A 14,425-nucleotide genomic window follows, 5' to 3' on the forward strand; every position below is an offset into this window, starting at 1 on the left:
GCTTACTACTCCTTCACAGCATATTTATTATCAATTATTGAACTAAACCAACGTCCATTAAGGACTGTTGTATTCAATTCCTCTTTTGTTTCTTCTGTCAAGCTTGTATCAGATTCCATTTTAGATAAAATTTCTTCTGCCGTTGCTGTATTAGTCTTTGATTCAATAATTGCTTTATCCTGCGTGGCATCAATCGATAGAATCTGATTAGTACTAGTCCAAGGCTGCCATTTAGCTAAATCATTACCATTTGGATCATCAGAGTTCAGAAAATTTTTCAAATAAGCTTTGAAATCTTTCGACATGGCTGCTGCACCATCAGTTTCAAAAGCATCTCCAATAAGACTGGCATAATTCGATGGAGTCTGTAACATTGGCTCAAAAATACCATGGAAAGCGCCAAATGTTTTTGCTAAATCTGGTGTTACATTGCTATTATCACCATAAGAAATTTCAGCGATATAAATAGCTGAGTCATAATTATCTGACATCGTCTTAGCACTTTCGACACCATTTGCTAGGCTATAAAGTTGTCCTCCATATTTTTTACTGTAGGTAAACTCAGCAAGTTTTTCTTTATCTGTAAATAGTTGACCACTTGTAAAATCTTTAGAAAAGCGCTCATCTGAAGCTGCAAAGAGTGAAAATTCATCTGTTCCAGTGACAAGCATTAAAGGGACATCATTATAACTTTTGGTTTTAAAGCCAGATTTAGGGATAACAGTACCGTCAATATAGAGATGTGGAAAAGCCTTCATACGAATAGCAGCGTTCCCCATCAGTCCAGCTAAACGTTCTGCTGAAATACCTCTAAGATAATTTTCTACATCATTATTGGCTGTTAAAAGCCAAGTGTTAGCTTCTTCTTCAGTTGCTTTAATACCATCTTCAACCACAAGCGGTGAAATAGCAGCAGCAAAAATTTCCTGGCTCTCCGTTTCCTCAGACAGAGTCATCCCTCCACTAAAAGAAATAGCCTTATCATATTTTCCAGCAAAAAGTGGTGAAATTAAAGTTGCCATAACATCACGCCCCCCTGCAGAAAAACCAGCTAAAGTAATATTATCCTTATCACCACCAAAGGTTTCAATATTTTCTTTTACCCAATCTAAAGCAGCCGCAATATCAAGTAAACTGTAATTACCAGAATTTTCTTCATCATTTCCAGTTTTCAAAGCTGCTAACGGGTTAAATCCCAAAACACCTAAACGATAATTAACCGATACATAAATAGCATTAATATCATTGACAAGAGTATTTCCCCTAATTTCCTGTGCATTACCTGTTTGATTATTTCCTCCATGAATATAGACAATAACAGGAAGATTATCTTCATCTGAATCAGGTCTAACCACATCAAGATTAAGAGCACTTTCACTACCAACAATTTTACCGTTAGATACTTGAATATCCTGCTCACCAGGTTTTGTCGCATCAAAAGTATCCGACCACGCTTCAACTTCCTCTGGCGCTTGCCATCGATTTGCTGTAGCATAAGGGATTCCTAACCATTCCAGAACATCATTGTCTTTATCTTGGTGTCCCTTGATATCTCCACCTGAAATAGTTTGCTTAACAGAAGCATTAAAGCCTGAATTACTCAAATTACTGTTGGTTACATTGCTACATGCTCCCAAAGACAGACTAGTTATTCCAATAATTACTATTTTCTTCCATTTCATATTCAAATCTCCTTTATCCGTTGAATACACATTCAATAAAACTCTATTTTCTACCAATAGTTGTTATATACAATTATCATTTTAGAATTAATTGATAATTCCAACTAATATTCTTATTCTATCAATATGAAATTAATCATACTCAATCTCCTTTCCTAATAAAATCAAAAGAAAAACCTAGCAATATCAAAAAAAGCGATGCTCAAGCCCACCTATTTTGATAATCACTAGGTTTTGCCTAATTTAATAGTAACAACCCCACCACGACATTATCATACCATCTAATAAAACACAATGCAAGCGCTTACTAACATGACATATAATAATATCATTTTTTAATAGTTTAATACAATAACAAGATTTATTTCTTTTCAATCAAGTAAAGTATCACTTAACTGTGCATATCCTTTAACAGCGAATGGACACCAATAGAAATTATTAAAAATTAACTTTAGTATCATTAGGTTTAATTTCTCTACCCTCTACTTCCTAAATACTATTCTCTATCATATATACAGTGTCCCTCAGCATACAAAAAATCACCTAGCTTTCGCTAGGCGATTCTAACTTTTATTTCATTGTTGTAAGAAGATAATCTCCTGTATTAACATGTGATTCTTGTGTCGTTAAAACGTCATCAAAATCAGCTGAGTTTGTAACAATGATCGGAGAAATAACAGGTAAGTTTGCTTCGCGAATAGTATCTAAATCAAATTCCAATAACTTTTGTCCTGCTTCAACTTTATCACCAACTTGAACTAAGGTATTAAACCCTTTACCTTCTAGAGATACCGTATCCATACCAACGTGAATCAAGAGTTCGGCACCATTTTCAGTTCGCATACCAATAGCGTGACCAGTTGGGAAGACAAGTGTCACTTCAGCATTTGCTGGTGCAAGAACAGTACCATCTGTTGGATCAATAGCAATACCTTTACCCATAGCTCCTGAAGCAAAAACTTCATCAGGAACATTTTCAAGTTTAACGACATTTCCCATCATTGGGCTAGCAATAATTTCTTGTTTTAATTCTTTTAAATTAGCAACAGGTTCTGCTACTTTTTTATCAGTTGTGGCAGATTCATCTTTCGGACCACCATATAGGTAAGGAACCGGAGCAATCATTTGAATAATGAATGAAGCAACAATTGCAATAACTGTCAAAGTAATTAGCCACCACATTCCTGTCATATCACCAGTAGAAGGATCCACATTTGCAGGATATTGGAAAATTCCCATAGCTCCTACAGCATATTGTTTAATATTAAGCATCATAGTTGCTGAACCAATAAATCCTGAAACTAAACAAGAAATATAGAAAGGAATACGCATTGGAAGAGTTACACCGTAAATTGCTGGTTCTGTAACCCCAAAAATTGAAGAAATGAATGCTGGCATAGCAATGGTGCGGACTTTTTCTTCTTTTGTTTTCAACATGATAGCTGCTAATACACCTGTTTGTGTAAAGTTTGGAAGAGCTGCTGCTACTAGAAGAGCAGAAACACCATTAGTTGTAACATCTAAAATAGCAAGAGGTACTAGTGCCCAGTGAAGACCAAACATAACCAATACTTGCCATGCTGCTCCTAAAATAAAAGCATATACAATTGGACTAAAATCAAGAACGGCTTGGAAAGCTGCTGATAACCAATCACTTAAAACATTGGCAGCCGGTCCTACTATCAAGAATGTCAAAGGTACAGTAACGAGAATTGTTACAAATGGTACCACAAATAGTTTTACCACATCTGGTGTAACTTTACGAGCTGTTTTTTCAACAAGTGATCCAACCCAAATTGCTAAAATCGCTGGCATAACAGTTGAAAGATATGATCCTGATGATGGAAGCTCAAACGGGATACCAAAAACTTTATTAAGACCAGCCTCTGCTAAACCTGATACTGAAGTAGCAATGTCAGGATAAACTAAAGCTGCAGCAATCGCAATGGCTGTAAATTCATTCATTTTGAACTTACGAGCTGCTGTGATAGCGATTAAAATTGGTAAAAATTGGAAGAAACCATCGCCAGCGGCATTTAAAATAACATACCAAGGACTATTATCGACACCCATTCCAGAAGCTGCCATAATAGCAACAATCCCTTTGATAATACCAGCAGCTGCCAAAGCTCCTAAGAATGGTTGGAAAATACCTGATATTAAGTCAATAAAGCGATCAAAGAGATTGCCTGTTGCACCAGCATCCCCTTCATCTACATCAAGAGAACCAACACCAGGAACTCCAGTTTCAAGGACAGCTGCATACACGTCTGGTACATGGTTTCCGATGACAACTTGATACTGTCCTCCTGCTTTTACAACAGTAACAACACCATCACGTTGTTTAAGATAGTCATCGTCTGCCTTAGATTCATCTTTTAAAACGAATCGCAAACGCGTAACACAATGACGAACATTAACGACATTATCTTTACCACCAACATGAGCAACAATATCTTTTGCTAACTCTGTATAGTCTTTCTTAGCCATATACGGCTCCTTTCTCTTTTTTGGCTTTAAATAACAGAAAAAAACCCAAACAAATACTAAACAATTTCTTGCGCCCTTGCGGTAACGCTAAAACTATCTTGTATTCATTCAGGTTTTGCCTGCCAACCAGTAACAATCCTTTTAACAATTCATAGTATAGCATGCGCTTCCATAATTTGCAAGCGCTTTTTTAAACTTTTTTTATAACAAAACAACGTTTTCACAATTCATGAAAACAAGTTCTTTGATTTTTGTTGTTATAAAGCTAATTTACAACATTTTTCACTATGTTTTCATTTTAAAATTTTCGCAAAAAAATCTCTCCTCAAATCACTTTGAAGAGAAATCTAATGATTTTTATTAATTATGACTGGTTTCCAAGCGTTGAATGTGAATGGTGATATAAACTTGTTCATCACGACTCATTGGAAAATCATAACTACTTTCGATATAATTTTTAATTTTTTCAGAACATGAAAAGGCAACAGGATAGTTTAATTTGACTTGTTCGTATAAAAAACTATCATTTTTTCCTTGAATAACGCCATTAACAACACGTTGAGCAAAATACTGAATATGGGTAATAAAACGATTATAACTTACCGAATCTTCATCGACAACCTTACCATAAAAAAGACGGACGATTCCTAAAATATCTGTGACAATCTTTGAAATTTGACAATTCTGCTCTACCATTCCCGAATCTTTTTGTGCGTTGATAAAGTGCAAAGCAATTGAGGAAATTTCATCATCAGGCAGAATAACACCTAACTTTTCACAAATAATTTTTAAAGCATCTCTACCCAATTGATACTCTTTTGGGAAAAATTTACGAATTTCCCATGATAATGGATTTTGAATAGTAATATTTTCACGAGTACGTTGAAGTGTATAATGCAAATGATCTGCTAATGAAATATAAAAAGCAGTATCAAAAGTCGTTTTAAGAACTTCTTGTCCATGCTTAATAATATCAAAAACAACCTCGGTTTCTGCTGGTGATAAATCAAGATAGACACGCGTCAACTCATTAGCTATATCATTATCCTGCATAACAAAAGTTTTTTCAACTAAAGTAGAATCAATTTCGTCACCTGACTTTTTTTGAAAACCAAGTCCTCTTCCCATAACAATGATTTCCTCTTCGTTATCTCCTTTAGCCAAAACGACATTGTTATTATAGACTTTATCAATTTTCATCTTTTATTACTCCTCAAAAAATTTCGGAAAGAAAAGGCAAAACTAACGTACACAAAAAGGACTGCACTTTAACACAATCTTCATATGTACACTAGGTTTTGCCTGCTTAACCAGTAACAACCCTCTCACCTCATCTCATTGTACCAAAACTTTTAGCAAAATGAAAGGGAATTCATAAATTCTTTTATCACTTGAATCACATTAACAATTCCCTGATTTTCCCAATCTCCGGTTCATTAACAACCAAAAAAATAGTATCACCTGCATTTAGACGCGTACTACCTGATACAACTTCTGATTTTTGAGCGTGGATTTGAGTTGTAATGAGAACATTTTTAGGAAGAGTCAAGTCTCTAACGTATCTTCCAGCAATTTTATCGGAAACCGTTAGTTCAATCAACGTTGGTTCGATGACTTCTCTGTCTTGTGGAACAGAAAGTTTGGCAAGTAAGACTTCATAAATTGGTTCACCTTTTAACAAATCCATTGCAATATATGCAACCAAAGTCACCACGGCAATCGTCATCAATTGACGGAAATCACCAACCATTTCAGTTACTAAAAACATTGCGGTCAGTGGCGCTTTTGAAATAGCCCCAAAATAGCCCGCCATTCCCAAAACGACAAATAAAGACAAGTAATGACTAGAATACAAACCAAATTGTTCAAAAAATATTCCAAAACCAAAGCCTAAAAGTGCTCCCAAAGTCAAAATAGGAAGAAAAATCCCACCAGGAAGTCCACTTGAGTAACTCAACATACTCCACACAAAGCGAATGATAAAGTATATGAAAACAATCATAAGAGTCAGGTGACTTGTCGATAATGAAGTAATCAAGCCATTTCCACCACCTAGCAATTGCGGATAAAAATAGCCGATTGGCAAAATTAAGATAGCTGCAAAAATACCGTAAAAATAGTTGGAAATATGAAACACTTTTCCTAGAAAGTCGTAAATGATAGTTGCCTTCAAAGTTGTTTTTTCATAAATATATCCCATAACACCTAAAAAAGCACCCAGTAACAGCAAAATCCAATAGTGCTTCAATGGCAATACCGCCAAATCTCCTGGCATATCAAGAACTGGCGTTAAACCAAAAATATTAAGCGAAATAAAATTAGCAACTAAACTGGCGACTAAAGCGGTAATCCAAACCAAACGTGAAAATTGATGATAGATTTCTTCAATAACAAAAAGCAAACCTGCAATCGGGGCGTTGAAGGCTGCCGATAAGCCTGCTGCCGCACCACTCGCAATCAAAACACGTTTCTCCATGCGTTCTGCTTTTAAAGATTGGGCAACACCTTTTCCTGCCATGGCACCCAACTGAATACTTGGTCCTTCACGCCCAAGCATAAATCCCATTGAAATCGCCAAGACACCACCAACAAATTTCTTCCAGAGAACAGACCACCAATCTGGATGAAGCAATCCTTTCAATTCCCCTTCGACATGAGGAATCCCAGAACCTTTGATGTCAGAATCGGATTTAATCAAAAAGCCAATGGCAACAACAATGAACAAAGTCATTCCCAAAATGAGAATTAAAAGACTTGGCTGTTCGTGTGATAATTCATAATAATTGACAACTTTGGCAGAAATGAAACCAATCAAAAGGCGAAAAAGACTAACCACGATACCTGACACGCAGCCAACCACAATCCCTCGCCAAACAAAACTGAGAATAGAGGAAAGCGAAAATTCATATTCTCGATAATAACTATCCATATAAAACTCCTTAATTTCTTGGATGCAACAAACTTTTTACGATGTTTGCGATTTTCCTGAAATATTAGTCCCTATTATTTTATCAAAACTCAGATGACTTTTCGAGGTAAAATCAAAAGAAGATGAACACTTCGTCTCAACTTCCTAAAATTATTTATTTGCGATACATTTTAAATTGTAGATAGAGATCATTATAAATTCCTAGCCATTTTTGTCCGAGATTATCATAAACTTCAAGGTTTTCAATGGTATCTTCGGAAGGGTAAAAGGCTTGGTCATTTTTAACGTCATCTGGTAATAATTCTTTGGCAGCATCATTTGGTGTCGAATAACCAATGTATTCCGCATTTTGCGCAGCATTTTCAGGCCTCAACATGAAATTGATAAAAGCGTAAGCTTCATCGACATGTTTGGCTGTTTTTGGAATAACCAAATTATCAAACCAAAGATTTGACCCCTCACTAGGCACGACATAATGCAGGTGTTCGTTAGAATCAAGCATTTCACTAGCTTCACCAGAGAAAGTCACTCCAATGGCAGCATCACCATTAATCATGTACCCTTTCATTTCATCGCCGACAATAGCTTTGATATTTGGAGTTAAATCGTCTAATTTCTGAGAAGCCGCATTTAATTCTGACAATGACTTGGTATTGAGACTATACCCTAACGTTCCAAGCCCAATTCCCATAACTTCACGCGCTCCGTCCACAAGCATGATGTCGTTGGCGTATTCCGAATTCCAGAGGTCTGACCAATGCTCTGGCGCATTTTCTACCATGGTGTCATTATACACAATACCCAATGTTCCCCAGAAATATGGGATAGAATAATCGTTGTTTTCATCAAAGCTTAACCCAAGAAATTCGTCACCGATATTTTCCAAGCCTGTGATTTTTGACTTATCTAACTTGATAAGAAGATTTTCTTTTCTCATCTTATCAATCATATAATCTGACGGCACAGCGATATCATAAGTCGTTCCACCTTGTTTTATCTTGGTGTACATCGATTCGTTGGAATCAAACGTTTCATACTGAACTTCAATTCCTGTCTCATCCGTAAATTTTGTAATCAAATCAGGGGCAATATAATCTCCCCAATTGTAAATAACCAGTTTGTTCGATTGACTTGTGGAACTCATCGTCTTTTGCATGTAAACAGAAACACCAAACAAAACAAGTATGACCGCAATCACGCCCAATACAAAAGAATATAATCTACGCATCACGATCCCCCTTATCTTGTGAAATAAAGTAATAACCGATTACCAGTAAAATACTAAAAATAAAAACAATCGTTGAAAGAGCGTTGATTTCTAGAGAAATGCCGCGACGTGCTCGTGAATAAATTTCGACAGATAGGGTTGAAAAACCATTACCTGTTACAAAAAAGGTTACTGCAAAATCATCCAATGAATAAGTAAATGCCATGAAGAAACCTGAAATAATTCCTGGCGTCAAATATGGCAACATGACTTCTTTTAACATTTGCCAAGGCGTTGCTCCTAAATCATAAGCAGCGTTAATCATGTCGTCATTCATTTCTTTCAAACGTGGTAAAACCATTAACACCACAATTGGAATAGAAAAGGCAATATGACTAAGCAAAACCGTCATAAAACCAAGATTGAAATGAAATAGCTCTGCTAAACGGGTAAAGAGAATCAGGAAACTTGCCCCAATCATCACATCAGGTGCCACCATAAGAATATTATTCAGTGAAAGAATGGCGTGCTGATGTTTTCGGCGTGCTTGATAGATGAAAATCGCACCAAATGTCCCAATAGCTGTTGCTAAAATGGAACTCAAAAATGCCAAAAAGAAAGTTTGAATGAGAATTAACATCAAACGACTATCCGCAAACATTGCCGAATAATGCTCTAAGGTAAAACCAGTAAAGCCACTCATATCTCCGCCTTGATTAAAAGAGTAAAAAATCAGATAACCAATTGGAATATAGAGAATGATAAAGACCAGTGTCAAATAAAGATTGGCAAATTTTTTCATTTTCTTCTCTCCTTAGTCACCCACATCGTAGCCAACATTGCCATGATTAAAATCACACCAATGGTTGAGCCCATACCCCAATTCTGTGTTGTCAAGAAATGTTGCTCAATGGCTGTACCAAGAGTAATCACACGATTACCACCAATCAAGCGTGTCAGCATGAACAAGCTCAAACTTGGGATAAATACTGACTGAACACCACTTCTCACGCCGTTAAGCGATAAAGGAAAGACAACTTTGACAAAGGTCTGTAATTCATTTGCCCCCAAATCTCGACTAGCATTGATAAGATTGCTATCAATGTCATCAAGCGCATTGAAAATCGGCAAAATCATAAACGGAATTTCAATATATGAGGCAACAAAAATAAAGGAAAAATCTGTGAACAGAATTTGCTTAGGTCCAATACCAACAAAGCTCAAAAACGCATTGACACCACCTTGTTGCCCGAAAATTCCCATAAAAGCATAAGCTTTCAGCAAAAGGTTAATCCATGTCGGCAATACAACCAACATCAACAAAAGTTGCTTATGTTTCAAACGTGTCAAAAAATAAGCTGTTGGGTAAGAGATAAGCAAGGTCACCAATGTGATAATGGCAGCATATAAAATCGAATTGAAGCTCATGCGAATGTAAGTCCATGAACTAAAAAAGGTTTTATAATTATCAAAGGTAAAATGACCTTGAATGTCGAAAAAGGACTGCCAAAGAATCATAATCACAGGGGCAATGACAAAAAGAAGCAACCATAGCACATAAGGAATTGAGAAGAAACTAGAGTTTTTCTTCATTTCGCTCCTCCTCAATCGCATGAATCAAGCCATCTTCATGTTCTTCCATTTCGACATATTCTTCCAGACGGGCATCAAATTCTTCTTCTGTCTCGTTAAGGCGCATGATATGGATATCTTCAGGCGTAAAATCAAGCCCAATAACTTCGCCCTCAATCGCCTTACGAGTTGAATGAATCATCCATTCGTTTCCTAATTCGTCATGAGCGATAATCTCATAGTGAACACCACGGAAAAGCTGTGTATCAACTTTAACACGTAATTTTCCTTCTTCTGGCAAAGTGATTTGCAAATCTTCTGGACGAATAACCACTTCAACAGCTTCATTTGGACGCATTCCGCCATCAACGGCTTCAAAACGTTTGCCGTTGAACTCGACCAAATAATCTTCAATCATTGTTCCTGGTAAAATATTTGATTCCCCAATGAAAGTCGCCACAAAGTGGTTAATTGGTTCATCGTAAATATCAACAGGTGTCCCAGATTGCACGATTTCACCGTCATTCATGACAAAAATCCAATCTGACATAGCCAAGGCTTCTTCTTGGTCATGAGTGACAAAAACAAAGGTAATTCCTAAACGTTGTTGCAGCTCGCGCAGCTCATATTGCATTTCTGTCCGCAACTTTAAATCTAAGGCTGATAAAGGTTCGTCAAGTAAAACGACACGCGGTTCATTGATAATCGCACGCGCAATCGCCACACGTTGGCGTTGACCACCAGACAATTTCTGAATCGGACGTTTTTCAAAACCAGCCAAACGCACCATTTTAAGAGCTTCTTCCACACGACGTTCGATTTCTTTTTTATCAACTTTTTTTAATTTAAGAGGGAAAGCGACGTTTTCAAAAACATTCATATGTGGGAAAAGCGCATAATTTTGAAAAACGGTATGGACATCACGTTTACTAATAGGAATATCATTGATACGTTGACCGTCAAGGTAAACATCTCCTGTCGTCGCATCTAAAAGCCCAGCAATGATATTCAGAATCGTTGATTTTCCTGACCCTGAAGCACCAAGTAGGGTATAAAACTTCCCTTCTTCAAGTTCAAAATTAATGTCCTTTAAAACAACAGTACCGTTATCTTCAAATACTTTTGATACGTTTTTAAACGCAATAATTGGATTAGTCAATTCTCATAAAACCTCCTTGGAGCTTCTTTAACATTTCTTTTCGCCGATAATTCGGACTTCACGTTCTAAACGAACGCCGGAATTCTTTTCAACTGTGTCAATGACATGGGCAATCAAGTCTTCGTAGTCTTGTGCATTACCATCAGCCACATTTACCATAAAGCCAGCGTGTTTTTTGCTAACTTCAACACCGCCAATACGGTGGCCTTTTAAATTTGCTTCACTTATTAATTGTCCAGCAAAATGTCCAACGGGACGTTTGAAAACAGAACCACATGACGGATATTCTAGAGGTTGTTTTAACTCACGCAAATGGGTTAAACGTGCCATTTCTTGTTCGATTAAAACGTAATCACCTGGTTTTAAGGCGAATTTTGCTGAAATGACCACATCACCACTATCTTGAACAGCTGAATGACGATAACCAAACTTCATATCACGAGCTTCAATTGTCTTGATTTCACCTTCTTTGGTAATCACTTGCGCTGATACCAAGATATGTGAAATTTCACCGCCATAAGCGCCAGCATTCATAAACACAGCGCCACCAACGCTACCAGGGATACCACAAGCAAATTCAAAGCCTGTCAAGCTATGGAATTTAGCAATGCGTGTCGTTTCAATTAAATTAGCTCCTGCTTCTGCTTCAATCACATAACCATTGACTGTAACGGTGTTAAGTTTATCAAACATGATAACAAAGCCACGGATACCACCATCACGCACAATGATGTTACTAGCATTTCCTAGCACCATCCATGGAATATTATTTTTATTAGCAAATGTAACAATTCGTGCTAACTCGTAACGATTTCGCGGAAAAGCCAAATAATCCGCTGGACCACCAACTTTCGTATAGGTGTATTTTTTTAATGGTTCGTCAACACGAATATCGATTTCTTTTAATTCTTCATTTAAAAATTCTAACATTTCTTCCAACTCTACAATTCTTTAATAAAATAGTGGGCTCCTGTTGTTAAAATCACTTGAACTCACTACTAAAAAATCGGCATAAAGCCGACCTTAATTATATCAAAAAAATCAGCTTTTGACGATAGTTAAACCAGAAGTTTTCGGACCTCTTGGACATTTAAATGCGCCAGATAAGATGAAATTGATTGTCCATTAAGTTGAAGTTGCGGAGCGATTTCCTCTAACGGTACCAAAACAAAAGCCCGTTCTGTCATGTAAGGGTGCGGAACGCTCAAATTTTCAGTAGCAATCGTCTCATTACCATACAACAGAATGTCGATATCAATGGTACGAGGTCCCCAATGCTCATGCCTAACACGCTTCAGCTCTTTTTCGATGTTTTGACAAGCAAGCAATAATTCTTGCGGCGTCAAATCTGTCTCGAGCTCACAACAAATGTTCAAAAAATCATCCTGGTCTGTCTTTCCCCATGCTGCTGTCTCATAAAATGAAGAGACCGACGTCACAGAAGTCTGTGCTAATTGTTCTAAGCGTTCAAGCGCAGCCAGTAAATAAGCTTTTTTATCGCCGATATTGCTTCCTAAGCTCAAATAAACCTTTGTCATGCGCGCTCCCGTTCTAACTCAATACCAACCACATCATAATGCCCATTGATTGGCGGATTTTCTTTAAAAATCTTAATGTTAATGGCTTGAACTGGAGGAAATTGTTCAAAAATATCTTGACAAATTGCTCCTGCCAAACGTTCAATTAAAGCGTAGCGTTCTTCTTCAACTTGTCTTTTTATCGTTTCAAAAACCAGTCCATAATGAACAGTATCTTCTAGCACATCAGACTGTGATGCTTTTTGTAAATCAACAGACAAGGTGCAATCAACGACAAAAATCTGACCAAGCGTTTGTTCTTCAGCGAACGCCCCATGGTAGCCATAAAAACGGCAACCTTTTAAATGTATTTTATCCATATTAGTAATCAATCAGAAAAGAAAAATCCCTACCCAGTGGCAAAGATAATCTCTCTCCTACCCCTTTCAACTCAGTTGACTAATCACTTTAACAATGTCACGATTAACGTCAACGTTATGTACACGAACAATTTGGCAACCTTTTGCGACAGCCCAAGCTGATAAAGCAGCTGTTCCCATATCACGTTCGGCAGCTAACGTTCCCCCACCAAGCAAATAATCAACCGTACGTTTACGTGAAATTCCAAAAAGAACTGGATAACCGAGCTTACAAACCGCATCTAATCCTTTTAGCAATTCGATATTTTGTGCCTCGTTTTTAGCAAAACCAAACCCTGGGTCAATCCAAATATTTTCAAGCGTAACGCCTGCGTCCAAAGCAGATTGGGCACGTTCTGTTAAAAAATCACAAACTTCTTTAGTGATATTATCGTATTTTTCTTCCTCTTGATTATGCATCAAAATGATAGGAACATTTTTCTCAGCTGCCAGCGCCAGCATTTTTCCGTCATAAAGACCAGCCCAAACGTCGTTTAAAATATCAGCACCTGCTTCCAAGGCAGCCCGTGCTGTTTCAGTCTTATATGTATCAATACTAACCAAAACATCAAAACGTTCTTTGAGCGCACTGATAACAGGAACAACACGATTAATTTCTTCTTCGGCTTCAACGAAAGTATAGCCTGGACGAGTTGATTCACCACCAACATCAATAATCTTAGCCCCTCCTGCAATCATTTTTTCAGCCTGAGCAAGGGCATTTTCAATAGAAGTGTAAGAACCGCCGTCAGAAAAAGAATCTGGGGTCACATTAAGTATCCCCATGATACAAGCCGTTCCGTCAATCTCATATTTTCCAATTTTCATAATGTCTCCCCTTATATGCTAACGTGTCAGTAAGGTCTTATTTTCCTAAAATCAATGATAGAATTTCATTTCGTTCTTCACGATTTTCTTTGAAAATCCCTTTTGCAACGGTTGTTACGGTTTTGCTACCAGGTTTCTTGATGCCACGCATTGTCATACACATATGCTCTGCTTCAAGCATGACAAAAACGCCCTTAGGATGCAAAGCTTCTTCAAGTGCAGTAGCAACTTGGTCAGTCAAACGTTCTTGTAATTGTGGACGTTTACTAGCCACTTCAACGGCACGCGCTAACTTACTCAAACCAGTCACACGACCATCACTTGGCAAATAAGCAACATGAGCTTTCCCATAAAAGGGAACCAAATGATGTTCACACATTGAATAAAATGGGATATCTTTAACTAAAACTACTTCATCATGATTTTCTGTAAAAACAGCTGTAAATTGATCTTTTGGGTCTTCATTTAAGCCTGAAAACATCTCTTGGTACATTTTAGCAACACGTTTTGGGGTATCCAATAACCCTTCACGCTCAGGATTTTCTCCCAAGGCTTCTAAAAGTTGGTAAACTGCTACTTCGAGTTTTTCTTGATTTGCCATTATCTCTTCCAATCTTTTTTA

The 14,425-nt window shown here is 37.2% G+C and carries 13 protein-coding genes; all 13 read right to left on the reverse strand.

Annotated features, from left to right (window positions below):
- Positions 1-5: 5 nt before the first annotated feature.
- The 13 genes from E8M05_RS06300 to folE all read right to left on the reverse strand — a co-directional run bounded on the left by E8M05_RS06300 (position 6) and on the right by folE (position 14,404).
- Entirely contained in the window at positions 6-1,682 is a 1,677-nt protein-coding gene (locus tag E8M05_RS06300; protein ID WP_013851892.1) for a carboxylesterase family protein, read from the reverse strand.
- 570 nt (positions 1,683-2,252) lie between these two features.
- Complete coding sequence (locus E8M05_RS06305) at positions 2,253-4,172, reverse strand: beta-glucoside-specific PTS transporter subunit IIABC (RefSeq protein WP_136596436.1); 1,920 nt, start codon at positions 4,170-4,172, stop codon at positions 2,253-2,255.
- A 360-nt stretch (positions 4,173-4,532) separates the two neighbouring features.
- The gene (gene licT / locus E8M05_RS06310; RefSeq protein ID WP_003065040.1) at positions 4,533-5,372 is read right to left on the reverse strand and encodes a BglG family transcription antiterminator LicT; all 840 of its coding nucleotides are present in this window, start codon (positions 5,370-5,372) and stop codon (positions 4,533-4,535) included.
- A 196-nt stretch (positions 5,373-5,568) separates the two neighbouring features.
- Positions 5,569-7,101 carry a ClC family H(+)/Cl(-) exchange transporter gene (locus E8M05_RS06315; protein WP_117567078.1) on the reverse strand — a complete coding sequence of 511 codons (1,533 nt, stop codon included), beginning with the start codon at positions 7,099-7,101 and terminating at the stop codon, positions 5,569-5,571.
- Positions 7,102-7,255: 154 nt separating this feature from the next.
- Positions 7,256-8,329 (reverse strand): ABC transporter substrate-binding protein, encoded by a 1,074-nt coding sequence (locus tag E8M05_RS06320; RefSeq protein WP_003065044.1) that lies wholly within the window; start codon positions 8,327-8,329, stop codon positions 7,256-7,258.
- Complete coding sequence (locus E8M05_RS06325) at positions 8,322-9,110, reverse strand: ABC transporter permease (protein WP_003065045.1); 789 nt, start codon at positions 9,108-9,110, stop codon at positions 8,322-8,324. Before E8M05_RS06325 ends, E8M05_RS06320 begins: the two co-directional genes overlap by 8 nt.
- Positions 9,107-9,901 (reverse strand): ABC transporter permease, encoded by a 795-nt coding sequence (locus tag E8M05_RS06330; protein WP_117567074.1) that lies wholly within the window; start codon positions 9,899-9,901, stop codon positions 9,107-9,109. The genes E8M05_RS06325 and E8M05_RS06330 overlap by 4 nt, the downstream gene beginning before the upstream one ends.
- A complete protein-coding gene (locus tag E8M05_RS06335; RefSeq protein WP_003065050.1) occupies positions 9,885-11,039 on the reverse strand; it encodes an ABC transporter ATP-binding protein in 1,155 nt (384 codons plus the stop codon). The genes E8M05_RS06330 and E8M05_RS06335 overlap by 17 nt, the downstream gene beginning before the upstream one ends.
- Before the next feature lie 27 nt (positions 11,040-11,066).
- Positions 11,067-11,969 (reverse strand): UDP-N-acetylmuramate dehydrogenase, encoded by a 903-nt coding sequence (gene murB / locus E8M05_RS06340; protein WP_003065052.1) that lies wholly within the window; start codon positions 11,967-11,969, stop codon positions 11,067-11,069.
- Positions 11,970-12,097: 128 nt separating this feature from the next.
- The gene (gene folK, locus E8M05_RS06345; RefSeq protein ID WP_048791455.1) at positions 12,098-12,577 is read right to left on the reverse strand and encodes a 2-amino-4-hydroxy-6-hydroxymethyldihydropteridine diphosphokinase; all 480 of its coding nucleotides are present in this window, start codon (positions 12,575-12,577) and stop codon (positions 12,098-12,100) included.
- Positions 12,574-12,936, reverse strand: coding sequence for a dihydroneopterin aldolase (folB, locus tag E8M05_RS06350; RefSeq protein ID WP_048791456.1), 363 nt, complete (start codon positions 12,934-12,936; stop codon positions 12,574-12,576). Before folB ends, folK begins: the two co-directional genes overlap by 4 nt.
- A 66-nt stretch (positions 12,937-13,002) precedes the next feature.
- On the reverse strand, positions 13,003-13,803 hold the full coding sequence (gene folP / locus E8M05_RS06355) for a dihydropteroate synthase (protein WP_117567072.1): 801 nt from the start codon (positions 13,801-13,803) through the stop codon (positions 13,003-13,005).
- 37 nt (positions 13,804-13,840) lie between these two features.
- Positions 13,841-14,404, reverse strand: a complete 564-nt coding sequence (gene folE, locus E8M05_RS06360; protein WP_136596437.1) for a GTP cyclohydrolase I FolE — start codon at positions 14,402-14,404, stop codon at positions 13,841-13,843.
- Positions 14,405-14,425: the final 21 nt, after the last annotated feature.

Origin of the sequence: Streptococcus pasteurianus, assembly GCF_004843545.1 — a bacterium.
Lineage (GTDB): Bacteria > Bacillota > Bacilli > Lactobacillales > Streptococcaceae > Streptococcus > Streptococcus pasteurianus.

Excerpts from the sequence above, each read along its gene's own strand:
- folE (WP_136596437.1), bottom strand. The coding sequence starts at position 14,404 with ATGGCAAATCAAGAAAAACTCGAAGTAGCAGTTTACCAACTTTTAGAA.
- E8M05_RS06305 (WP_136596436.1), bottom strand. The coding sequence starts at position 4,172 with ATGGCTAAGAAAGACTATACAGAGTTAGCAAAAGATATTGTTGCTCAT.
- E8M05_RS06320 (WP_003065044.1), bottom strand. The coding sequence starts at position 8,329 with ATGCGTAGATTATATTCTTTTGTATTGGGCGTGATTGCGGTCATACTT.
- E8M05_RS06330 (WP_117567074.1), bottom strand. The coding sequence starts at position 9,901 with ATGAAGAAAAACTCTAGTTTCTTCTCAATTCCTTATGTGCTATGGTTG.
- folP (WP_117567072.1), bottom strand. The coding sequence starts at position 13,803 with ATGAAAATTGGAAAATATGAGATTGACGGAACGGCTTGTATCATGGGG.
- E8M05_RS06325 (WP_003065045.1), bottom strand. The coding sequence starts at position 9,110 with ATGAAAAAATTTGCCAATCTTTATTTGACACTGGTCTTTATCATTCTC.
- folK (WP_048791455.1), bottom strand. The coding sequence starts at position 12,577 with ATGACAAAGGTTTATTTGAGCTTAGGAAGCAATATCGGCGATAAAAAA.
- E8M05_RS06315 (WP_117567078.1), bottom strand. The coding sequence starts at position 7,101 with ATGGATAGTTATTATCGAGAATATGAATTTTCGCTTTCCTCTATTCTC.
- folB (WP_048791456.1), bottom strand. The coding sequence starts at position 12,936 with ATGGATAAAATACATTTAAAAGGTTGCCGTTTTTATGGCTACCATGGG.
- murB (WP_003065052.1), bottom strand. The coding sequence starts at position 11,969 with ATGTTAGAATTTTTAAATGAAGAATTAAAAGAAATCGATATTCGTGTT.
- E8M05_RS06300 (WP_013851892.1), bottom strand. The coding sequence starts at position 1,682 with ATGAAATGGAAGAAAATAGTAATTATTGGAATAACTAGTCTGTCTTTG.
- licT (WP_003065040.1), bottom strand. The coding sequence starts at position 5,372 with ATGAAAATTGATAAAGTCTATAATAACAATGTCGTTTTGGCTAAAGGA.